Annotated in this window: 20 protein-coding genes and 1 pseudogene; 11 read left to right on the top strand and 10 right to left on the bottom strand. The window is 68.5% G+C overall.

Features of this window, described 5'->3' with window-relative positions; all coding sequences use genetic code 11:
- The first annotated feature begins 123 nt into the window (after positions 1 to 123).
- Positions 124 to 1,272 carry a glycosyltransferase family 4 protein gene (locus ACIA5C_RS19495; RefSeq protein ID WP_396056417.1) on the top strand — a complete coding sequence of 383 codons (1,149 nt, stop codon included), beginning with the start codon at positions 124 to 126 and terminating at the stop codon, positions 1,270 to 1,272.
- A 95-nt stretch (positions 1,273 to 1,367) separates the two neighbouring features.
- On the top strand, positions 1,368 to 1,832 hold the full coding sequence (locus ACIA5C_RS19490) for an adenylyltransferase/cytidyltransferase family protein (RefSeq protein ID WP_396056674.1): 465 nt from the start codon (positions 1,368 to 1,370) through the stop codon (positions 1,830 to 1,832).
- Here the strand turns inward: ACIA5C_RS19490 and ACIA5C_RS19485 are convergent.
- The 5 genes and pseudogenes from ACIA5C_RS19485 to cofD form a co-directional block, all read right to left on the bottom strand.
- Positions 1,813 to 2,706, bottom strand: a complete 894-nt coding sequence (locus tag ACIA5C_RS19485) for a hypothetical protein (protein ID WP_396056415.1) — start codon at positions 2,704 to 2,706, stop codon at positions 1,813 to 1,815. The genes ACIA5C_RS19490 and ACIA5C_RS19485 overlap by 20 nt on opposite strands.
- Before the next feature lie 108 nt (positions 2,707 to 2,814).
- Positions 2,815 to 4,299 (bottom strand): hypothetical protein, encoded by a 1,485-nt coding sequence (locus ACIA5C_RS19480; protein ID WP_396056413.1) that lies wholly within the window; start codon positions 4,297 to 4,299, stop codon positions 2,815 to 2,817.
- Between the two features lie 259 nt (positions 4,300 to 4,558).
- Positions 4,559 to 5,118: pseudogene (locus ACIA5C_RS19475) on the bottom strand (NUDIX domain-containing protein).
- A gap of 102 nt (positions 5,119 to 5,220) precedes the next feature.
- Positions 5,221 to 6,231 (bottom strand): coenzyme F420-0:L-glutamate ligase, encoded by a 1,011-nt coding sequence (locus ACIA5C_RS19470; RefSeq protein WP_396056672.1) that lies wholly within the window; start codon positions 6,229 to 6,231, stop codon positions 5,221 to 5,223.
- An 82-nt stretch (positions 6,232 to 6,313) separates the two neighbouring features.
- Positions 6,314 to 7,270: a 2-phospho-L-lactate transferase gene (gene cofD, locus ACIA5C_RS19465; RefSeq protein WP_396056411.1), complete on the bottom strand. Its 957-nt coding sequence runs from the start codon at positions 7,268 to 7,270 to the stop codon at positions 6,314 to 6,316.
- A 108-nt stretch (positions 7,271 to 7,378) separates the two neighbouring features.
- Here cofD and ACIA5C_RS19460 point away from each other — a divergent pair, with 108 nt between their 5' ends.
- From ACIA5C_RS19460 to ACIA5C_RS19450, 3 genes are all read left to right on the top strand, one after another.
- Positions 7,379 to 8,398 carry a hypothetical protein gene (locus tag ACIA5C_RS19460; RefSeq protein WP_396056409.1) on the top strand — a complete coding sequence of 340 codons (1,020 nt, stop codon included), beginning with the start codon at positions 7,379 to 7,381 and terminating at the stop codon, positions 8,396 to 8,398.
- A 119-nt stretch (positions 8,399 to 8,517) separates the two neighbouring features.
- On the top strand, positions 8,518 to 11,010 hold the full coding sequence (locus ACIA5C_RS19455; RefSeq protein ID WP_396056670.1) for a bifunctional FO biosynthesis protein CofGH: 2,493 nt from the start codon (positions 8,518 to 8,520) through the stop codon (positions 11,008 to 11,010).
- A gap of 402 nt (positions 11,011 to 11,412) precedes the next feature.
- Complete coding sequence (locus ACIA5C_RS19450; protein WP_364106949.1) at positions 11,413 to 11,670, top strand: WhiB family transcriptional regulator; 258 nt, start codon at positions 11,413 to 11,415, stop codon at positions 11,668 to 11,670.
- 171 nt (positions 11,671 to 11,841) lie between these two features.
- Here the strand turns inward: ACIA5C_RS19450 and ACIA5C_RS19445 are convergent, their stop codons facing one another.
- Positions 11,842 to 12,279 (bottom strand): metallopeptidase family protein, encoded by a 438-nt coding sequence (locus ACIA5C_RS19445; protein WP_396056668.1) that lies wholly within the window; start codon positions 12,277 to 12,279, stop codon positions 11,842 to 11,844.
- A 271-nt stretch (positions 12,280 to 12,550) separates the two neighbouring features.
- On the opposite strand from ACIA5C_RS19445, the gene ACIA5C_RS19440 reads away from it, so the two are divergent.
- Positions 12,551 to 12,922 carry a DUF3499 domain-containing protein gene (locus tag ACIA5C_RS19440; protein ID WP_396056407.1) on the top strand — a complete coding sequence of 124 codons (372 nt, stop codon included), beginning with the start codon at positions 12,551 to 12,553 and terminating at the stop codon, positions 12,920 to 12,922.
- Positions 12,923 to 12,934: 12 nt separating this feature from the next.
- Here ACIA5C_RS19440 and ACIA5C_RS19435 read toward each other — a convergent pair whose 3' ends face one another.
- From ACIA5C_RS19435 to ACIA5C_RS19420, 4 genes are all read right to left on the bottom strand, one after another.
- On the bottom strand, positions 12,935 to 13,783 hold the full coding sequence (locus ACIA5C_RS19435; protein WP_396056405.1) for a polysaccharide deacetylase family protein: 849 nt from the start codon (positions 13,781 to 13,783) through the stop codon (positions 12,935 to 12,937).
- Positions 13,784 to 13,969: 186 nt separating this feature from the next.
- Positions 13,970 to 14,344, bottom strand: a complete 375-nt coding sequence (locus ACIA5C_RS19430) for a DUF779 domain-containing protein (protein WP_396056403.1) — start codon at positions 14,342 to 14,344, stop codon at positions 13,970 to 13,972.
- 3 nt (positions 14,345 to 14,347) lie between these two features.
- The gene (adh, locus tag ACIA5C_RS19425; protein WP_396056402.1) at positions 14,348 to 15,871 is read right to left on the bottom strand and encodes an aldehyde dehydrogenase; all 1,524 of its coding nucleotides are present in this window, start codon (positions 15,869 to 15,871) and stop codon (positions 14,348 to 14,350) included.
- 45 nt (positions 15,872 to 15,916) lie between these two features.
- Positions 15,917 to 17,191: a GAF domain-containing protein gene (locus ACIA5C_RS19420; RefSeq protein WP_396056400.1), complete on the bottom strand. Its 1,275-nt coding sequence runs from the start codon at positions 17,189 to 17,191 to the stop codon at positions 15,917 to 15,919.
- Positions 17,192 to 17,260: 69 nt separating this feature from the next.
- Between ACIA5C_RS19420 and nfi the strand changes: the two genes are divergently transcribed.
- The 5 genes from nfi to ACIA5C_RS19395 all read left to right on the top strand — a co-directional run bounded on the left by nfi (position 17,261) and on the right by ACIA5C_RS19395 (position 21,862).
- Positions 17,261 to 17,905, top strand: a complete 645-nt coding sequence (nfi, locus tag ACIA5C_RS19415; RefSeq protein ID WP_396056398.1) for a deoxyribonuclease V — start codon at positions 17,261 to 17,263, stop codon at positions 17,903 to 17,905.
- An 83-nt stretch (positions 17,906 to 17,988) separates the two neighbouring features.
- Positions 17,989 to 19,368 (top strand): phosphomannomutase/phosphoglucomutase, encoded by a 1,380-nt coding sequence (locus ACIA5C_RS19410; protein WP_396056396.1) that lies wholly within the window; start codon positions 17,989 to 17,991, stop codon positions 19,366 to 19,368.
- A 43-nt stretch (positions 19,369 to 19,411) separates the two neighbouring features.
- Complete coding sequence (locus ACIA5C_RS19405) at positions 19,412 to 19,603, top strand: Trm112 family protein (RefSeq protein ID WP_396056394.1); 192 nt, start codon at positions 19,412 to 19,414, stop codon at positions 19,601 to 19,603.
- The gene (locus tag ACIA5C_RS19400) at positions 19,603 to 20,826 is read left to right on the top strand and encodes an SIS domain-containing protein (RefSeq protein WP_396056392.1); all 1,224 of its coding nucleotides are present in this window, start codon (positions 19,603 to 19,605) and stop codon (positions 20,824 to 20,826) included. The genes ACIA5C_RS19405 and ACIA5C_RS19400 overlap by 1 nt, the downstream gene beginning before the upstream one ends.
- A gap of 76 nt (positions 20,827 to 20,902) precedes the next feature.
- Entirely contained in the window at positions 20,903 to 21,862 is a 960-nt protein-coding gene (locus ACIA5C_RS19395) for a cation diffusion facilitator family transporter (protein ID WP_396056390.1), read from the top strand.
- The last annotated feature ends 31 nt before the right edge of the window (positions 21,863 to 21,893 follow it).

Raw genomic sequence — 21,893 nt, 5'->3', positions numbered from 1 at the left:
ATCGATGACACCGGCGGATCGGGGAAACGCTGGCAACTGGGCGGTGTCGCGGTGACATGCCGGATGCATTCCGGGCGTAGTCTTGCCAGTGGTCTGAATTACAACCTCTTTGGGAGTTGCCTCGTGACCGCCGGTCGCCCCCCGCGAGTGCTAGTCGACGCCACCAGCGTCCCCGCAGACCGAGGAGGCGTCGGCAGATACGTCGACGGGCTCCTCGGCGCTCTGGGAAACCTCGACCCCGAGAGGGTCGATCTGGTCGTCGTGGCCCAGCGCTCGGATGCGGAGCGTTACAGCCGCATGCTCGTCAACGCCGAGGTGATCGCCGGTCCGTCCGCCGTCGCGCACCGCCCGGCCCGCCTCGCCTGGGAGCAGACCGGGCTGCCGCTGCTGGCTCAGCAGGTGGGCGCTCAGGTGCTGCACTCGCCGTTCTACACGTGCCCGTTGCGGGCCGGCTGCCCGGTGACGGTCACCGTGCACGACGCGACGTTCTTCACCGAGCCGGAGCATTACGACAACACCAAGCGCACGTTCTTCCGCAGCGCGATCAAGACATCGCTGCGCCGGGCGGCCCGGGTGATCGTGCCCAGCAAGGCCACCCGCGACGAGCTGATCCGCCTGCTCGACGCCGACCCGACACGCATCGACGTGGCCTACCACGGTGTCGACCACACCGCGTTCCACATGCCGAGCGAAGAGGAGAAGGCCCGCGTCCGGGCCCGCCTCGGCCTCAGCGACTCGGGTTACGTGGCCTTCCTCGGCGCCAAGGAGCCCCGCAAGAACGTTCCCAACCTCATCCGGGGCTGGGCTCGGGCGGTCGCCGACTGGCCGCACCCGCCGGCGCTCGTTCTCGCCGGTGGCCAAGGCCACGACGACGAGATCGACCGGGCGGTCGGCGAGGTTCCGTCGCACTTGCGCCTGCTGCGTCCCGGCTATCTGAGGTACGCGGATCTGCCCGGTTTCCTGGGCGGTGCCCTGGTGGCCTGCTACCCCTCGTTCGGCGAGGGTTTCGGCCTGCCGATCCTCGAGGCGATGGCCTGCGGCACGCCGGTGCTCACCACCCCGCGGCTCTCGCTGCCCGAGGTCGGCGGCGACGCTGTCGCTTATACGACTGAAGACCCCGACCGCATCGCCTCCGATCTGGCCGACCTGCTCCACGACGAGCAGCGCCGGGCGACCCTGGCCAAGGCCGGGTTCGACCGGGCCAAGGAGTTCGCCTGGGCATCGAGCGCGGAAGTGCATGTCACGACGTGGAAACGCGTGGCAACTAGCTGAAAGGTGGACACTCTGGCCAGTTTCTAAGCTCATCCTGGCCATCACTACAATAGGGTCTCGACGTGACGATCTCGCAATTTTGGAGGACTCTAACGATGACCGCTCCGCGGCGGCCGGCCAAGGCCTCAATCGTAAGTGGGTACTTTAGCCCGCTACATCACGGTCATTTGGACCTGATGGAGGCTGCGCGCGAACGATCCGGATACTTGATCGTCGTGGTTAACAACGATAAGCAGCAGGTTCTCAAAAAGGGACGGGTCATCCAGGAAGCCGAGTTTCGCGCCCGCATCATCCGAGCACTCAAGCTTGTTGATGAGGTGTTCATTGCAGTTGAGGATGGTCCTGGCATCGACGGCACCTTCGACCTGATTCGATCTCACTATCCGGACGCTGAGCTTGAGTTCTGCAACGGGGGTGACAGGCGGGACATAAGCAATCTTCCTCAGGAGGAGATCGATTCGGGTGCGCGTAACAATATTCGCATGCTCTATGGAATCGGGGGCTCTGACAAAGCCGACTCCAGCAGCCGCATCCTCGACGCTATGACGGCGGAGGGTTAGCGCCCCTTGCAGCCCGTGGCGTCGGTCCATCGTCGGCCGCGGCTGGTGCAGTCGAAGTCAGTTCTACGAGGCCAGAGGCACTCGGAGAGGCGTCCAAAACTGTCCAGTCTGTTTCGCTAATGTTGGTCAGGAAGGTTGTGCGTTTTGATGGGTGCACTACCGTAACCCAAACAGCTCCTGGCCCTCCGGCCCCGCATGGCTTTGCTGCCTCGGCACCGAGGCTGCGGAGCCATGCGTTGATGCCGTCTCCAACGATGTCTGGGTGCAAGCTTCGCAGTAGTTCGTGGGCCTCGTTGATCAATGAAGCGAATTGCGTGTAGTCGCTCGCTGAGAGACTCGATGCGACCGGAGCGCTCAACCTGTTTATGGATTCAATGATTCTCGTCACTGTGCTGCGGGGTCTTTCGCGGATGATGTTATCAAGAATCGATCCCGAATAGCGGCTACCGACGCCGTGAACCAATACCAGTTGTTCGCCGAGCGTCGCCAGATCCGCGGCTATCGGACTCCTGGTACCGAAATCATTGTACCGGCGGACCATGCCCAACCCGCCGTGAATACTGGCCAACTGGTCCTGCGTGCCGCCGGTGAGGCCCGTGTCGCGCTCCGATTGGCAGGCGAGTCGAAGAATCGCGTCCGGCTCCATTGATGCTTGCGCTAGTCCGCTTAAAGCATATGCAATGGCGACGGACAGCGCGCCTGAGGAGCCTAATCCGCTGCCTACCGGTAGAGCAGTAGATGAAACATGGATGGCAGGCCGAGGAATAGAGAGCCGATTTGCTGTGATTTGACATAATCGGTCAACAAAAGATTCTGCTGTGTTCGAGACCGTGCGATCTTCGACGTGAATTTCTATGCCTCGACTGAGCGCCATATTGACCACGTGGCCTGGGCTCTCTGTGCAGAAGGGTTCTACGTCGCTGAATCCGGGGGACAGGTCAACTCGAGCTGGCGCAAAAACTGCTATAGAATTCATATTCGTCTATGACCCTGCCTTGTCTGCTCGGTATGCCGCCAGCCACATAGCTGCAAGGTAGGCCGAGCCAATCCCCGACTGAACAAAATCGGTGCGGCTCAAGCTTATTGGGAGTGATGCGATACCTACGCGATGAAGCCGTTCAGTGTGCGTGTATTCCCAGGATAAATTGAACCTATTGAGGAGGGAGTAGCGACCGCTGAGGTCCAAAACCCCGCACACGTCCGTGCGAAGGTTGAGTAGATCTATCGCAAGGCCGGTGAAAGTGGGATCCAAGTCGTTGAGTCGTAATTCGTCTAGCTTATCAGCCACACGCTCGGCAAAGTTCACGGCGGAATGGCCAGAAAATTCAGCTATGTCTAGGCATTCTTCCAAAAACTCGGCTAGCATCGAGAGTCGTGGGAGGCCCGAGAGGGCGGATGGAACATGACGAATATCGCCGTGAACATTCATCATTCCGGACGGAACGACGTGCAGTACGTCAGGATATGTCCCTACACTTGATGAACGACGTGCCACGAATACAGTCGCGTCGCCCTCAAGTTGATCGATCAGTGAGAGTGAGACGCCTAAGCCGGCTGCTCGACTTTGTGGCGCCAGTAGGAGGTCTTTCGGATCCTCCCAGGAGTGAACTGTTCGTCGCCAAGGAAGCACCTTTAGAATGTCGTTTGCGTGTATTTGTAGCGGGCGAGAGCGGCGACGGAAGGCAGAATACTGAATATAGTTTGCGAAAATGGCGAACTCGTTGACGAGCGAGTCTGACGTACGCACTATCTGTCCGTATGTGGCGGTGCGGACAGACATTTTGAGATCCGGAGTGGCGCTCGTACCGACCAAAACCAGGTTGGAGCCGCCTTCGTCGCCAAAGCGATTTGCGAAGAATACGCTCCGCCGTAGGGTCGCCATGAAGGACTGACGCTCAGGAGCAAATTTTGACACCCTGGATTTCCAGCTGAGATCTTGCTCTGGGCCGAGCTCGTTAATCAGGCTGTCTAACGTTTGTTGTGCGGGTGCAGCAATGGTGAGAACTAGTGTGCGTTTGCCGTGGATGTCTAGAGGGCAGTCAACCCGAATGCCCGGCATTTGCTGGGCGGCCAGTTCGATGATGGGCGAGTATAACGACGCTAGATTCTCGTAGGCTGCATCATTTGTCATTCCGTCAAGCATTATTTTTCGCAATGATTCAGCTTTATCTTCGGACGTCGATGCTGACCGGAACAGATCCTGAGGGCGGCGCGTCAGGCGAAGCCACGTCAATGCTGCTGCGATCAGAAGGGCGGCAAACCCAGCGGTTGCAATCCCGGCGCCACCAGTGCCTTTAGGGATAAAAAATTTGAGAATTTGGTAAATTACCGACCAAGCCCCGATGATGGCAAGAATCAAATTGACAAGGTCTAGCGTCCTTGGGCGACCGAAGAGGAGCCGGGCCATAAAGAGCCGTGTACGGTAACGTAGAATCGCAATACGGGACTTCGCGACCTCCGGCAGCATGGGCGAGACTTTAGCATCCCGTCGCTCTGGATGTCATCGCCAAGAATGGCGCCGCTCGGTTGCACCCGGCTTTTGACCTGTTGATGACCTGAACTCCATCGGCGGCCTCGACGTCCATGCTTGGCCTGCCCGAGCCGAGCCAAGACGGAGATGCCTGCCCCGGAATGCGGTTGCCGGCGGGTATGAATACGTCCCTGAACGTCGCCGCTGCTAGACATGCGACGGCGACGCGGCTCCGAGCGGCTTACTTGCGCACGAACTACAGGATGCGGGCGAGGGCAGCCGCGATCTGGCGGGCCGTGGACGGGGCGAGCGGGCTGGGCAGGTCGTCGCCGGTGAACCAGGCCAGAGCGGCCGACTCCTCGCTGATCTGCTCGCGGGCGCCGGCCGGCGCGTGGAGCAGCAAGCGGACGTCGTAGTGGAACGACGGCTCGGCGCGCTGTCCGTCGGCCGGCGCGCACCGCACCGGGTGGATGTCGACGTCGATCGGGTTGGGGTCGAGGACGAGGCCGGAGATGCCGACTCCTCGGTCGCCTCGCGTCGGGCGGCGGCCGCGAGCGACGCGTCCGACTCTTCGCAGTGGCCGCCAAGCTGCATCCACATCTGGAGTCGGCCGTGCAGGCACAACAGCACCCGCCGGTCGGTGCCCACGATCAGCGCGCTAGCCGTCACGTGGCCTGCTCGGTGCGCCCGCGTCATCGCAACCGGCCCGGCTTCAAGCAGCTTCAACGTCTGCTTCCGGGCGACGTCAGCCTCGGCTGATGTAGCTTCCCACCGGCTCAGCACCGCCATCGCGTCGTCATACAGCACACCGAGCATTCTCCGCGCAGCCGATCATCGCCCCGAAGGGCCGTGGGGAGTGCCCACCGGGACCGTCGCCTTCTGACTTCACGGGTCAGCTCACCTCGGCGGCAGGCGGTGTTACAAGCCCGAGAGGTCGAGGCGGATGCCGTCGTCGTGGGGGAGGGGCACGGACGGGATGCCCTCGGCGGCCAGAGCCACCCGCAGGCGGTGCACGTCGGCACCCAGACGCATGAAGGCGGCCGGGGAGTTGCTCGAGCAGGCGATGTGCAGGGCGGCCGTCGCGCCGTTGCCCGGCAGGACCTCGGCCGGGGTCACCTCGGTGCCGTGGGCCAGCAGCTCGGCCACGGTCGACAGGGCCCGCGAGACGGCGGCCGGGTCGGCCGGGGTGCCGGGCAGGGCCAGCTGCGAACCGTCCGGCAGGACCGCCGCGTCGCGCAGGCCGGCCGCGCGGGCCTCGGAGGTGCCCAGGCTGAACATGTCGCTCTCGGCGTCGCGGAGCAGGGCAGCCGCCCCGGCGCCGTCGGAGAGCGACGAGGTGCCCAGGCCGCGGACGACCGCCACCGGCACCTGGTCGCACTTGCCCTTGACCAGCTCGCCCGCCGCCGCCAGCTCGTCGATCACCGCCATCTGGGTGATCTGCAGCTCGTTACCGTACGGGTCGGTCTCGCCGCGGTGGTCGCGGAACGGTTCGATGCCGGCTGCGCCGAGGGCCATGTCGGTCAGGCCGTTGCGCCAGGTGCGGCCCATCGTGTCCGAGACGACGACGGCCACGTCGAGGCCGCGCGCCTTGAAGTCGGCGCGCAGTTTGCGGGCCGACGCGTCCGGGTCGGCCGGCAGCAGGACCAGGTGGGTCTTGTCCACGTTGGACGCGTCGACGCCGGCCGCCGCCATCACGAAGCCGTGGTGGGTCTGGACGATCGTGGTCGGGCCGCGCTGGGCGACCACCCGGGCGGTCTCCGACGCCAGCACCGAAGCCCGGGCCGCGTCGCGCTCCGGGCCGTCGGCCGGCACCTCGACCAGGCGCCCCTCCGCCTTCGACACGATCTTGCTGGTGACGACCAGCACGTCGCCGTCGGCCAGCCACGGCGCCGCGTCGGCGATCAGCTCGACCAGGTCGTCGCCGGCCATGATGTCGCCGATGCCGCGCACCGGCCGGATCTCGAGCCCGTCAGTCACCGCTCCGCCCCCTTACGGTCGAACCCAAGCTAGCTCACGCGACCCCGGCCAGGGCGAGCGCGTCGGCGACCATCCGGGCCGACTTCTCCTCGCTGCTCATCCACAAGGGCACGGCCACCGTGCGGACGCCGGGGACCGACGTGCCCTCGTCGGACGTGTCGACCAGCCAGCCGTCGAGCAGGCCGCCCGAGCCGCGGGCGCCGTAGAGGCCGCCGACACCGGCCGCGGTCACCTCGACGCCGACCGTGGCCAGGCACTTGTCGGCCATGCCGCGGACCGGGGAGCCGCCGATGATCGGGGAGACACCGACCACCGGGGCCGAGCCCTCGGTGATCGCGTCGCGCACCTCGGCGACGGCCAGGATCGGGGCGATGCTGACGACCGGGTTGCTGGGGGCGATCAGCACGACGTCGGCCGCCGCGATCGCCTCGAGCACCCCTGGGGCCGGTTTGGCCGCGTCGGCGCCGACGAAGATGAACCGGTGGGTGGGCAGGGCGCTGCGGTAGCGCACCCACCACTCCTGGAAGTGGATGGCCTTGCGTTCGCCGTCGAGGTCGACCACCACGTGGGTCTCGAGCCGGTCGTCGGTCGAGGGCAGCATGGTGACGCCGGGCTGCCACCGGTCGCAGAGCGCGGCGGTCACGGCCGACAGGGGGTAGCCGGCGGTGAGCATCTGGGTGCGTACGAGATGGGTGGCCGTGTCCTTGTCGCCCAGGCCGAACCACGACGGCTCGGCGCCGTAGGCGGCGAGTTCCTCCTTGACCACCCAGGTCTCGCCGACGCGGCCCCAGCCTCGCTCGGGGTCGTGTGCGCCGCCCAGCGTGTACATCACGCTGTCGAGATCGGGGCAGATCTGCAGGCCGTGCATGCGCACGTCGTCGCCGACGTTGACCACCGCCGTGACGTCGGCGCCGATGGTGCGGGCATGGGCGCGCACCCCGACCAGGAATTTTGCGCCGCCGATGCCGCCGGTGAGGACCACGATCCGCATGCCGACCATCCTCCCGCACTCCCATGACGGAATGCGCCGGTGGGTATCGGTGCCGCGTGCCACAGCGGTCTAGGCTGGGCCGACCTGAAAACGCCGATGGGAGATTCCGTGAGCAGCCCCCCGGAGAGCACCAGCGTCGGGCAGACCCTGCGCCCGCTGCGCGATCTCGCGAGTTACGCCCTGGTCGGCGCCACCGCCATCTGGCTGCTGGTGGCGATCATCGACCTGATCCCGGACGGTTCCGGCCAGTTCGGTGGTCGCACCGAGGGGAGCTTCGGCGAGTTCGTCAACCTGCCGATCGTCGCTTTCCCGATCGCCGCCGTGCTGCTCGCCCTGCTGGTGCAGCCGCGGCACCCGAAGGCGCGCCTGATCGTGCTGGCCGCCCTGATCGAGTACGCGGTGGCCGCCTTCTTCGGCGTCTTCTTCGGCCTGCTGATCGGCCTGATCAACCTGGCCGCCGACGCCGGGGCCCGGGCCGCGTTCATGGGCCTGCTCGTGCGTCTCGGCTGGCTGGCGGTGCTCGCCGTCGCGGCGTACGCGGTCTTCCTGATCTGGCAGCGGCTCTACATGCCGCCCAAGGCGCCGCGGCCCGCGCCCGGTGTCTACGGCCAGCAGCCGCCGTTCAACCCGGGTGCCTTCGCGGGCCAGCCCGGCTACGGCTCGCCCCCGGGCGCTCCGATGAGCGGCCCGCCCGGCGGCCCGATGCCCGGCGGCCCGATGCCCGGTGCTCCGATGAGCGGCCCGCCCGGCGCACCGATGCCCGGCGGCCCGATGCCCGGCGGATTCAACGGACCGCCGCCGCCCGGGCACCCCGGCCCGCCGCCGGGTCCGGGAGGCTTCGGCCCGACGACGTACGGCCAGCCGGCCCCGTCACAGGCGCCGCCGCCCGGCCCGTCCTGGAACCAGTCGGCGATGCCGATGCAGCCGCCCGGCAGCCCGGCCTACCCGCCCGGCAGCCCGGCCGCCCCGCCGAGCGCCCCGCCGAGCCAGGGTGCACCGGGGAGCGCGCTGCCGTTCAGCGAACCCACCCAGGCGGTGCCGCGACAGCCGGCTGACGACCGTACGGAAAAGATCGACGAATCGCGGCCCGGCTTCGGGCCCGCCGAGCCCGACCCGCCACGCAGCTGAATCGCCCGGACGCCCGGAAGAGGGAGCACCTCTTCCGGGCGTTCGTGTTCCAGGACACTCCGGGGGCGTCGGCACCGGTCAAGATTCCGGCCTAGGCTGCTTGCGTGGTAGAGGTCAACATGGAATCGCAGCCGACCGAGGCGAGCATTCGCCGGGCGCTGCGCCGGGCTGCCGACGGCAAAGCGATCGATGCCGACGAGGCCGCCGCGCTGCTCGGCGCCCGCGGCCCCCTGCTCGACGAACTCCTCGCGATCGCCGGCAACATCCGGGACGCCGGCCTGCGTGAGGCGGGGCGGCCGGGCGTCGTGACGTACTCCCGCAAGGTCTTCATCCCGCTCACCCGGCTGTGCCGGGACCGCTGCCACTACTGCACGTTCGCCACCGTCCCGCACCGGCTCCCGGCCGCGTTCCTGGAGCGTGACGAGGTGCTCGCGATCGCTCGGGAGGGCGCCGCGCAGGGCTGCAAGGAGGCCCTGTTCACGCTCGGCGACCGGCCGGAGGACCGCTGGCCGGCGGCCCGGCAGTGGCTGGACGAGCGCGGTTACGACTCGACCCTCGACTACGTGCGCTCGTGCGCGATCGCCGTTCTGGAAGAGACCGGCCTGCTGCCGCACCTCAACCCGGGCGTCATGAGCTGGGCCGAGATGCAGCGCCTCAAGCCGGTTGCGCCGAGCATGGGCATGATGCTCGAGACGACCGCGATCCGCCTCTTCTCGGAGCCGGGCGGTCCGCATTTCGGCTCGCCCGACAAGGACCCCGCGGTTCGCCTGCGTGTGCTCGACGACGCCGGCCGGGTCGGGGTCCCGTTCACCACCGGCATTCTCATCGGCATCGGCGAGACTCGTGCCGAACGGGTCGACTCGCTCTTCGCGATGCGTCGCGCTTTCCGCGAGTACGGGCATGTCCAGGAAGTGATTATTCAGAACTTCCGGGCGAAGCCTGACACGGCGATGCGCGGGATGCCGGACGCCGAGTTGCACGAGCTGGCCGCCACCGTGGCCGTCGGCCGGGTGCTGATGGGCCCGCGGGCCCGCATCCAGGCCCCGCCCAACCTGATCGACGCCGAGTTCAGCCTGCTGTTGCGGGCCGGCATCGACGACTGGGGCGGCGTCTCGCCGGTGACCCCCGATCACGTCAACCCGGAGCGGCCGTGGCCGCAGATCGATCTGCTGCGCGAGCGGTCGGCCGAGTCCGGCTTCACGCTGCGCGAGCGCCTGACGATCTACCCGGAGTACGTCCGCCGTGCGAACGAGGGCTGGCTCGATCCGCGGCTGGCGGCGCACGTGGCGGCGCTGGCCGGCGCCGACGGCCTCGCCCTCGAGGACGCCGTGCTCGAGGGCCGGCCGTGGCAGGAGCCGGACGACGTCTTCGCCACCGGTCGCACCGACCTGTTCGCGACGATCGACACGACCGGCCGCACCGACGACCGGCGTTCCGACTTCGACGACGTCTACGGCGACTGGAACGAGGTCGCCGCGCACGTCAAGGCCGACAGCAGCCGCACGACGCCGACCGATGTGCTGGCGGGCCTCAAGCTGGCGGCCGACAATCCGGCCGCCCTGCTGCTGCCGGAGCACGAGGACAAGGCGATGGCCCTGTTCAACTCGGACGGCCCGGCGCTCGACGAGCTGGCCCGCATCGCCGACGACCTGCGCAAACAGGTCAACGGCGACGACATCACGTACGTGGTCAACCGCAACATCAACTTCTCGAACGTCTGTTACGTCGGCTGCCGGTTCTGCGCGTTCGCCCAGCGGGAGAAGGACGCCGACGCCTACCGCCTCTCGGTCGACCAGGTCGCCGACCGGGCCGAGCAGGCGTGGGCCGACGGCGCGTCCGAGGTCTGCATGCAGGGTGGCATCGATCCGAAGATGCCGGTCACGGCCTATGCCGACCTCGTACGCGCGGTCAAGGAGCGGGTGCCCGGCATGCACGTGCACGCCTACTCGCCGATGGAGATCGTGACCGCCGCGTCGAAGGCCGGTGTCCCGATCCGCGACTGGCTGATCCAGCTCAAGGAGGCCGGGCTCGACACGATCCCGGGCACCGCGGCCGAGATCCTCGACGACGACGTGCGCTGGGTGCTGACCAAGGGCAAGCTGCCGACCGCGACCTGGGTCGAGGTCGTCAGCACGGCTCATGAGGTGGGCATCCGTTCGAGCTCGACGATGATGTACGGCCACGTCGACCACCCGCGGCAGTGGCTCGGCCACTTCCGGGTGCTGTCCGGCATCCAGGACCGCACCGGCGGGTTGACCGAGTTCGTGGCGCTGCCGTTCATCCACACCAACGCGCCGATCTATCTGGCCGGCATCGCGCGCCCGGGCCCGACGTGGCGGGAAAATCGGGTCGTCCACGCGATGGCCCGCATTCTGCTGCACGGCCGCATCGACAACATCCAGTGCTCGTGGGTCAAGCTCGGCGACGACGGCACGCGAGCGATGCTCAACGGTGGGTGCAACGACCTCGGCGGCACGCTGATGGAGGAGACCATTTCTCGCATGGCGGGATCCGAGCACGGTTCCGCGCGTACGGTCGCTGAGCTGAAGGAACTCGCGGCCGCCGCCGGCCGGTCGGCCGTGGAACGCACCACCGTCTACGGCCGCCGTTGATCTTTCTTGCGTGATGGCGTTTAACTGAGCGACAGCTGGGCTATCAGAGCCCGGCTGTCGCCGTCTGTCGCATTTGCGTCCTGCGTCACACCGGCTAGGGCACCGGCTGCGCCAAGGTCACAAATCGGGTTAAATTGGACGTGCGGTGGTGGGTGAGCGTTACCTATCGGCGCCCCTGACAGATAGGGCAGGAACGGGACCACGTTGCGCCTCAGGCGCGTCGGGGAAACGGGCCTATTTATCAGGTTCGGCTTGACGACGCACGTCTTACACGCGTGTAATTTCGGTGGGGTTGTGGGATGGGGACGCAGCAGAATTCGGCTCCGCCCGCAAAAAACACGCCGCGTGCGTGGGGGGTCAGCGTCGGTGTACTGCCGGCGCGAGGAATTGGGAGGCACGCCGATGGAAGCGCAGGTTGAAGGGGTAGACCTGCTCGGGGACGCGCCCGAGTGGCAGGAACGGGCGCTGTGTTCGCAGACTGATCCGGAAGCTTTCTTTCCCGAAAAGGGCGGGTCCACGCGCGAGGCGAAGCGCATCTGTGGCCGGTGCGAGGTCAAGGGGGATTGCCTGGAATACGCGCTCGGCCACGACGAGCGTTTCGGCATCTGGGGTGGACTGTCCGAGCGCGAGCGCCGCAAGCTCAAGCGCCGGGTCGCATGACCTTCGCTTCAGCGAGGAGCGCGTTGCCGCGTTGATGAGTTTGGGCTTCGTTCGCCGCCGGCGAAGCCGTCGTCGAACGCAGCACAAACTCATCAACTCCCAGCGGCGCACGCGCGATCGAGCGCATTAACCCAGCACGCGCGATCGAGCGCATAAACCCAGCGCATCAGCTCAGGTCAGCTCGTCCGGGTCCACCCCGAGCAGGTTGGCTACCTGCTCGATGATCACGTCGTGGACGAGGTCGGCGAGGTCCTCGCGGTCCATCGCCCGGAATTCCAGCGGCCGCCGGTAGAGCACGATCCGTGGGGGGAGCTCCTGCCGGCCGGGTCGCCCAGGCAGCAAGCGGGCCAGCGGCACCTCGCCGTCCTCGAGCACGTCGGAGTCGTAGACGTTGAGATCGGGCGGCACGTCCTCGACCGCGAACTCGACGCCGGCCAGCTCCTTGGCGTAACGCCGCTCGAGGCCCTCGACCGTGTCGAGCACCAGGTCGTCGAAAACCTCGGCCTTGGTGCGGGCCAGCGGCACCGTCGCCGGCACCAGGCGGCCCCGCAGGCCGCGCCCGTGCCGATCGCGGCGGGACGGATGCCCGGGCCCCGACCGGCGGGCCAGCCGCGCCTGATCCGGGCGGCCCTGATCGGGGCGGCCCTGATCTGGACGGCCCGGCTCGCTGCGGCGGCGCTCGGAGGTGGTCACCCGGCAAGACTAGTCCTCCGGGGGCGATCAGAGTGCTCAGGCAGCCTTCGCCGCGTGTCCGATCGGCGAATTCGTCCCATGGAGTCGGCGTGTCGAACGCCCATGGCCGAATCGTGATGCAATCGCGGGTCGGCGTGTCGCGGGGTATCGGGACACACGCAAGGCACCGGAGAGATAACGTGCCGCCGTGAGGTCACCACGGCGCTGCTCCCGGAACGGCTGTCCCCGACAGGCGGTCGCCACTTTGACCTACGTCTACAGCGACTCGACGGCCGTCGTCGGCCCCCTCGCGGCGTTCGCCGAGCCCCATACGTACGACCTGTGCGAGCCACACGCCCGCAGCCTCACCGCCCCCCGAGGCTGGGATCTGGTGCGCCACGACGGCGATTTCGCCCCGCCCCCGCCCACCACCGACGACCTGGTCGCGCTGGCCGACGCCGTCCGGGAGGCGGCCCGCCCGCCGATCGCGCCACCCCCGCGCACCGACGAGAACGACCACCTCCCCGGCCACCAGACCGGCCGCCGCGGCCACCTCCGGGTCATCCCGCCCTCGCACTGACCGACGGCCTTCCTAGATCGGCATGGCCACCAGCTGGTAGCGGTGGCGGAGCCACGGGATCAGCGTGCGGTAGGCGGCGATCGTGTCCGGCTGGTTGTAGTCGTGCGACAGGATGATCGCGCCCTTGCCGACGTGCTTCTCGACCGTCCTGATCACCCGGGTCTGGTGTGCGGCGTCCGACTCGCCCTGCGGGTGCTCCCAGTCGCGCGGGTCGACCTTCCAATAGAGGGAGGTCATGCCCAGTGATTGGGCGGTCGTGACCAGGCTGGGCGTGAAGTTGCCGCCCGGCGCCCGGAAATATCCGATCTTGGCCTTCGGGTCGGCGTTGAGGATCGCGTCGTTGGTGCGCTGCAGGTCGGCCCGGATCTCGGCAGCCGGCTTCTTACCGATGGTCAGGCTGTGGCTCCACGTGTGGTTGCACAGCGTGTGGCCGCCGGCCACGATCTTGCGGACCAGTTCGGGGTGGCGTTGCACGTTCTCGCCGACCAGGCAGAACGTGGCGTGGACGTGCTGCTGGGCGAGCAGCTTGAGCATCCGCGGGGTCTGCACCGGGTCGGGACCGTCGTCGAAGGTGAGAGCCACCGACCGCGTACCGGTCGAAAGATGGCTGCCCGCCGGGCCGCCGGTCTTCTTCCCCAGCTTCGGAGCGTGCGACGCGACGGTGTGGGCCGGCGTGGTGTGCGTGGGCTTGGGTTTGGGCTTCGGTTTCGGCTTGGAAGAGGGCGGCGGCGTCTTGAAGATCGGCGCTGCCCTGGTGGCGTGATGGTGCGGCACTTCCTGGGCCGCTGCCCGCCCGGCCACGCCGATCGTCAGCAGTGCCGTGCCCATCAGCACCGCTTTCTTTGAGCGCGACAAGCGCATCTGACCCTCCCCAGTCGATCCGAGGAGGACGACTCTGCCTCTCCGGACGTTCCCTCGCCGGCGGCCCGGCTCCGAACGGCACGCTTTCGGGACCAAACCACTCTCGACCGAGTTCGGGATCATCTGACGGACAAAACCACACGGAAACGCCGCGACGCGTGTGCGCCGCGGCGTTCTTCCGTCCGCTCAGGCGGACAACTCCGCCAACTCGTCCGATGTGAGCAGACGGGAACGGATCAAGAACCGTACGCCCTCGGGCGCCTCCAGCGAGAAGCCGGCACCGCGCCCGGGGACCACGTCCACCGTCAGATGGGTGTGCCTCCAGAGCTCGAACTGCGAGGCCGACATCCAGAACGTGATCGGCTCGGGCACCCCTTCGATGCGCAGGGACTCGAGCAGCACGTCCGATTTGCCGGTCCGGAATTCGCCCTCCAGGTAGCACATCGGCGAGCTGCCGTCGCAGCACCCGCCGGACTGGTGGAACATCAGCGGACCGTGTTGCTCCCGCAGCTGCCGCATCATGCCGGCGGCGGCGGGAGTCACGTCGACTCGGGTGACCATGGCCTAGAAGAAACCCATCGCCTTGGGGGAGTAGCTGACCAGGAGGTTCTTGGTCTGCTGGTAGTGGTCGAGCATCATCTTGTGGTTTTCCCGGCCGATGCCGGACTGCTTGTAGCCACCGAACGCGGCGTGCGCCGGGTACTGGTGGTAGCAGTTCGTCCACACACGACCGGCCTTGATCGCGCGCCCGGCCCGGTACGCCTGGTTGATGTCCCGCGTCCACACGCCGGCGCCCAGGCCGTACAGGGTGTCGTTGGCGATCTTGATCGCGTCGGCGTAGTCGGCGAACGACGTCACCGAGACCACCGGGCCGAAGATCTCCTCCTGGAAGATCCGCATCGAGTTGTTGCCCTCGAAGATCGTCGGCTGCACGTAGTAGCCGCCGGACAGGTTGCCGCCCAGGTCGGCCCGGGCCCCGCCGGTCAGCGCCTTCGCGCCCTCCTGACGGCCGATGTCCAGGTAGGACAGGATCTTCTCGAGCTGGTCGTTGGACGCCTGGGCGCCGACCTGGGTGTCGGTGTCGAGCGGGTTGCCCTGCTTCATGTTCTCGACGCGCTTCACGCCCGCGGCCAGGAAGTCCTGGTAGATGCTCTGCTGGATGAGCGCGCGGGACGGGCAGGTGCAGACCTCACCCTGGTTGAGCGCGAACATCGCGAAGCCCTCGAGCGCCTTGTCCTGGAAGTCGTCCTCGATCGAGTTGACGTCTTCGAAGAAGATGTTCGGCGACTTGCCGCCGAGCTCGAGCGTGACCGGGATCAGGTTTTCCGAGGCGTACTGCATGATCAGGCGGCCGGTGGTGGTCTCGCCGGTGAACGCGACCTTGGCGACCCGGTTGGACGAGGCCAGCGGCTTGCCCGCCTCAACGCCGAAGCCGTTGACGATGTTGAGCACGCCCGGCGGGAGCAGGTCGCCGATCAGCGACATCAGGTAGTGGATCGAGGCCGGGGTCTGCTCGGCCGGCTTGAGCACGACCGCGTTGCCGGCGGCCAGGGCCGGAGCCAGCTTCCACGTCGCCATCAGGATCGGGAAGTTCCAGGGGATGATCTGGCCGACCACGCCGAGCGGCTCGTGGAAGTGGTACGCCACGGTGTCGTCGTCGATCTCGCCGGCCGAGCCCTCCTGGGCCCGGATCGCGCCCGCGAAGTAGCGGAAGTGGTCGATCGCGAGCGGGATGTCGGCGGCCAGGGTCTCGCGGACCGGCTTGCCGTTCTCCCAGGCCTCGGCGACCGCGATCTTCTCGAGGTTCTGTTCCATCCGGTCGGCGATCTTGTTGAGGATGTTGGCCCGCTCGGCGACCGAGGTGCGGCCCCAGGCGTCGGCCGCGCCGTGCGCCGCGTCGAGCGCCTTCTCGACGTCGTCGCCGGTGCCGCGGGCGATCTCGGTGAAGGTCTCGCCGGTGACGGGGGAGGGGTTCTCGAAGTACTGACCCTTGGCGGGCGGGACCCACTCGCCGCCGATGTAGTTGTCGTAGCGCGACTGGTAGCTGACGATCGAGCCGTCGGAGCCGGGCGGGGAGTAAATGGTCATGATCAGCCTCCGTACCTCTATGTCGGGGTGCGGACGACGCTAATTTCAGCGACGTTGCAAGGACGTTGCAACGCCGTACTCGAGAGCCAGCTGACGGACGCGGGACTCGGCCAGCGGACGGATCGGCGAGCCGGTCGGCAACAGGCGGGCGTAGCCCTCCCACATCTGCAGGTCATCGGCCCCGTAGGGGGCGTGCAGCCAGGTTCGCATCAGGATGCGGTCGCCGCTCGCCAGCACCGCGGCGCGCAGCCGGCCTTCGACCAGTCGGCGCAGCCGGACCACGCCGGGCGCTTCCGAGGACGGAAGCAGCGGTCCCGCGTACGCGTCGAGCGCCTCCGACACCCGCCCGTGCTCGAGCAGGCGGATGACCGCCGCGAAGTCGGCGTCGAGCTCGACCCGGAGCCGGTAGGGCCGCGAGTCGAGCAGCTCCGGCCCCAGCGTGCGGCGCAGACGGGACAGCTCGGCCCGCACGGTCACCGGATTGAGGTCATCGGCATAAAGATCAAAGGTCAACTGATCTCCGGTACGCCCTTCCGGGTGCGCCAGGAGCAGCACGAGCAGTTCCGAGTGCCGGCGACCGAGGCGCAGCCGCCGGCCGCCGGTGCAGAGCACCACCTCGTCCCGGCCGAGCGAGGTCACCGTGCCGGTGGCCGACGGCGACGGCCGGTGACTGCCCAGGTAGGCCTCGGCCGCCAGCGCGGTGGCCCGCACCAGCGCCAGGCTGTGCGGGTTGGCCAGGTGGTCGCCGCCGGTCACGTCGATGGCGCCGAGCAGCCGCCCGGTCGCCGGGTCGTGGATCGGGGCGGCCGCGCAGGTCCAGCGCTGCACCGGCCGGCTGAAGTGCTCGGTGGCGAAGATCTGCAGCGGGTGGTCGACGGCGAGGGCGGTGCCGGGGGCGTTGGTGCCGGCGTGCGCCTCGTCCCAGCGGGCGCCGGGCACGAAGTTCATCGCCTCGGCGCCGGCCAGCACCGACGCCGTGCCCTCGACCCAGAGCAGCCGCCCGTACGCGTCGCAGACCGCCATCAGATGGTCGCCGTCGTCGGCCAGCCCGCCGAGCAGATCGCGGAAGATCGGCAGCACCCGGGCCAGCGGGTGCGCCGCGCGGTAGGCCTCGAGCTCGCTGTCCTCCAGCTCGATCGGGGCGGTGCTGTCGGCGGTGTGCAAGGCGTGGGCCGACCGGCGCCAGGAGTCGGCGACCACCTCGCGGACGGCCGGGGCCGGTCCGTCACCCGTCATGAACCTCTCGTGGGCACGCCCCACCTGCCGGATGCGCTCGGCCGGGTCGGCGTCGCGGTCGAGGGCGAGCCACGGGTTGGGCATCGGCGTACCTCCAGTCCCACCCATCGTGACCCGCATCACCGTCACTAACAAGGCTCTACTGTTCGCACCGTGCAGTGGCCGCGTACCGAAAAAGAAGCGCTCGAGGAGCAGGATGCCCTCCGGGCCCGCGTTCTTCCCGGCCCGGGCCCGGCCTCGCCGGGTGCGGTGGCCGGCCTTGACGTTGCCTACCAGGGAGATCGGCTCGCGGCGGCCGTCGTGGTGCTCGACCCGGTAACACTGGATCTGGTCGACACCGCGGTCGTGCGGGGCACGCCCGCCTTCCCGTACGTTCCGGGTCTGTTCGCCTTCCGCGAGATCCCGGCCCTGCTCGACGCCCTCGATCGTCTTCGCGTGCGGCCCGACGTGCTGATCTGCGACGGACACGGGATGGCCCACCCGCGCCGCTTCGGGCTCGCCTCGCACCTGGGCGTACTGACCGGTCTGCCGTCGTTCGGGGTCGGCAAGACGAGGCTGATCGGGCACTGGGAGCCGGTCGGCGCCAAGCGCGGCGAGCGCTCGGATCTCGTCGACGACGGCGAGACGGTCGGCGCGGTGCTGCGCACCCAGGATCAGGTCAAGCCGGTGTTCGTCTCCACCGGCCACCGGATGGATCTCGAAACGGCCTGCTCGTTGACGCTGCGTCTGACGCCGCGATTCCGGCTGCCGGAGACCACCCGGGCAGCCGACCGAGCCTGTCGCGATGCCGTCTCTTAACGACGACGCTGCTTCGTTGCGGCCCTTTGGACACCTCTGCTCCGTTAGTCTCGGCGTGAAATCACCTGGCTGAGGAGTGAGCATTGTCTGATCTGTCCAAGATCGTGAAGGCGTACGACGTGCGCGGCACGGTTCCGGACCAATTCAACGAGACGGTCGCCCGCGCGCTGGGCACCGCGTTCGTCGAAATGCTCCGCGAGTCGGGCGACGACGCGGACCGGATCGTCACCGCCCACGACATGCGCGAATCCGGCCCGGGCCTGGTCGCCGCCTTCGCCCGCGGCGCCAACGCGGCCGGCGCGGCCGTGATCAACATCGGCCTGGGCTCGACCGACGAGCTCTACTATGCGGCCGGCTCGCTCGGCCTGCCCGGCGCGATGTTCACCGCCAGCCACAATCCGGCGCAATACAACGGCATCAAGCTGTGCCGGGCCGGTGCCAAGCCGGTCGGGCAGGACAGCGGCCTCGCCGTGGTCCGCCGCCGGGCCGAGCAACTGCTCTCCGACCTCAACGCCGAGGCCGACGGCCCGTCCCGCATCGAGCAGCGTGACCTGCTCGCCGACTACGCGGCCCACCTGCGGTCGCTGGTCGACCTGTCCGGCATCCGGCCGCTCAAGGTGATCGTCGACGCCGGCAACGGCATGGGCGGCTACACGGTTCCGGCCGTGCTGGGCGACCAGGTGCTGCCCGCCCTGCCGCTCGAAATCGTCCCGGTCTTCTTCGAGCTCGACGGTTCCTTCCCCAACCACGAGGCCAACCCGCTCGACCCGGCCAACCTGGTCGACCTCCAGGAGGCGATCCGGGCCCAGGGCGCCGACATCGGCCTCGCCTTCGACGGCGACGCCGACCGGTGCTTCGTGATCGACGAGCACGGCGACCCGGTGTCGCCGTCGGCGATCACCGCCCTGGTTGCCGTACGGGAACTGGCCAGGTTCCCGGGCAGCACGATCATCCACAACCTGATCACCTCGTCCGCGGTACCCGAGATCGTCACCGAGAAGGGCGGCAAGCCGGTCCGCGCCCGGGTCGGGCACTCGTTCATCAAGGCCGAGATGGCCCGCACCAACGCGGTCTTCGGCGGCGAGCACTCGGCGCACTACTACTTCCGCGACTTCTGGTTCGCCGACACCGGCATGCTGGCCGCGATGCACGTGCTGGCCGCGCTGGGCGAGCAGGACCGGCCGCTCTCCGAGTTCGCCGCCGAATACGAGCGCTACTCGGCCTCCGGCGAGATCAACTCGACCGTGGACGATGCACCGTCGCGAGTGGCCGCCGTGCGGGCGGCCTACCCGCACGCCGACGTCGACGAGCTCGACGGTCTGACCGTGCGGCTCGGCGACGGCTCGTGGTTCAACCTGCGGACGTCCAACACCGAGCCACTGCTGCGGCTGAACGTCGAGGCGGTCAAGCCCGACCGGATGGCCGCTCTGCGCGACGAAGTGCTGGCCATCATCCGCAGCTAGGATCAGTGGACCCACTCTTCCGTTACCCGTAAGGAGCCGTTCGGTGGCCCTCGATCCGCAGCTCTTGGACATTCTGGCCTGTCCGGACACGCATCACGCGCCGCTCACCCACGACGCCGATGCGCAGACCCTCACGTGCACGGAGTGCGGGCGCGTCTTCGAGATCCGTGACGACATCCCGATCCTGCTGCTGGACGAGGCCCGCAAGCCGGCGAGCTCCAGCGAGGCATCCTGATGGCCAACCCGATGGAGGCCGGTGCCGCCGGCGTGCACGGCCACCGCATCGTCGACCAGTCGCTGCTCGACGACGAGAAGGCGATGCTCGACAACGACCCGGGCGGCATGCTCCGGGCCACCGCCTCGGCCGGCGCCCAGGTGCGCGAAGCGGCGGCGCTGGCCGCCGAGGCCGACCTGAGCGCGCTCGCCGACGAGGGCCGCCCGCGGGCCGTGGTGGTGGCCGGCATCGGCACCGCCGGCCTGACCGGCAACATCCTGGCCACCGTGGCCGGCCCGCGCTGCCCGGTGCCGATCATCGGGCACCGCAGCGCCGGCGTGCCCGGTTGGGTCGGCGCGGCCGACGTGGTCATCGCCGTCTCGGCCTCCGGTCGCAGCCCCGAGGCCCTGGCCGCCGCCGACGCGGCCGCTCGCCGCGGTGCCCGGCTGGTCGCGATCGGCAACCCCGACACCGAACTGCAGGCGATAGCCGAGCGGGCCCGCGCCCCGTTCATCCCGGTGCCGCGCCGCGCCCCGGCCCGGGCCAGCCTCTGGGGCCTGGCCGTGCCGGTGCTGCTGGCCGCCCGGGCGATCGGCCTGGTCAAGGTCAACGAGGCCGACCTGGCCGAGACCGCGACCCGCCTCGACGCCGACGCCGAGCGCTGCCGTCCCGGTGCCGACGCGTTCGTCAACCCGGCCAAGGAGCTCGCGCTCGGCCTGGCCGGCTCCATCCCGATCGTCTGGGGCTCGTCGCCGCTGGCCACCGTGGCCGCCCGCCGGTTCGCCGACACGCTGGCCGCCAACGCGCGTTACCCGGTGATGGCCGGCGCGCTCGGCGAGGCCGGCCGCGGCCGGGTCGGCCTGCTCGACGGCGTCTTCGGCGGCCTGGCCGAGACGTCGCGCGACATCTTCTCCGACTCCGACGAGGAATCCGCCCTCACCCGGCTGCGCCTGGTCATCTTCCGCGACGGCGGGCTCAACCCCGAGGACGACGCGGACGAGCCGGTCGCGGTCGAGGAGCGCCGGGCCGACGCAGTGCAGACCCTGGCCGAGCGGCGCGGCGTGCGCTGCGACGTGCTCACCGCCGAGGGCGCCTCGTCGCTCGAGCGGCTCGCCTCCCTGACCGCGGTTCCTGATTTCGCATCGCTCTATCTAGCATTGGCGCACGGGCTCGACCCGATGGCCGTGCCGGCGATCAACGAAATGAAGGAGTTGTCCAACCCGATGCCAGAAGGCATATCGTGACGGAGCGTAGCGGAGTCGCCGACAAGCACAGCAGCACTTGTGCTCCTGTCACGGCGGAGCGAAGCGGAGCCGTGGCATGAGCACAGAGGGCGGGACCAAGGCGATCATCGCCGCCCTGTCGGCCAACCTCGGCATCGCGGTCACCAAGTTCGTCGCGGCCGGGCTGACCGGCTCGTCGTCGATGCTGGCCGAGGCGATCCACTCGGTCGCCGACTCGGGCAACCAGCTGTTGCTGCTGGTCGGCGGCAGGCAGTCGCGTAAGAAGGCGACACCCGAGCACCCCTTCGGGTACGGCCGCGAGCGCTACCTCTACGCGTTCATCGTCTCGATCGTGCTGTTCAGCGTCGGTGGCCTGTTCGCGCTCTACGAGGGCTACCACAAGATCAGGCACCCCGAGGCGATCCACGCGTGGCAGTGGGTGCCGGTGGTGGTGCTGGTGATCGCGACCGGCCTCGAGGCCTACTCGTTCATGACCGCGGTCCGCGAGTCCAACCACACCCGCGGCACGACCTCCTGGGTCAACTACGTGCGCCGGTCCAAGGCGCCGGAGCTCCCGGTCGTGCTGCTCGAAGACTCGGGTGCGCTGATCGGCCTCGTGCTGGCCCTGTTCGGCGTGGTGCTGACCCTGATCACCGGCAACGGCGTGTGGGACGGCATCGGCACCGGGGCGATCGGCCTGCTGCTGGTGGCCATCGCCGTGATCCTGGCCACCGAGACGAAGAGCCTGCTGATCGGCGAGGGTGCCAGCCCGGAAGACCTCCGCAAGATCGAGAAGGCGGTCCTGGCCGGTGACGGCATCGAGCGCATCATCCACATGAAGACACTGCACCTGGGCCCCGAGGAGCTACTCGTCGCGGTCAAGATCGCGGTGCCGCGCACCGAGCGGGCCGACGACCTGGCCCGCCACATCGACGAGACCGAGGTGCGCATCCGCGAGGCGGTCCCGATCGCCCGCGTGATCTACATCGAGCCCGACATCTACCAGCCTCGCGAGGCCATTTCGGTCGAGGACGACGCCGCCCCCGCCAACGCCTGAGCGGCGGCCAGGTGATCGAATTCGCCCCTAC

This window comes from Actinoplanes sp. NPDC051343 (genome assembly GCF_044455125.1).
Classification (GTDB): Bacteria; Actinomycetota; Actinomycetes; order Mycobacteriales; family Micromonosporaceae; genus Actinoplanes.
This window is presented reverse-complemented; position numbering and strand designations above follow the sequence as displayed.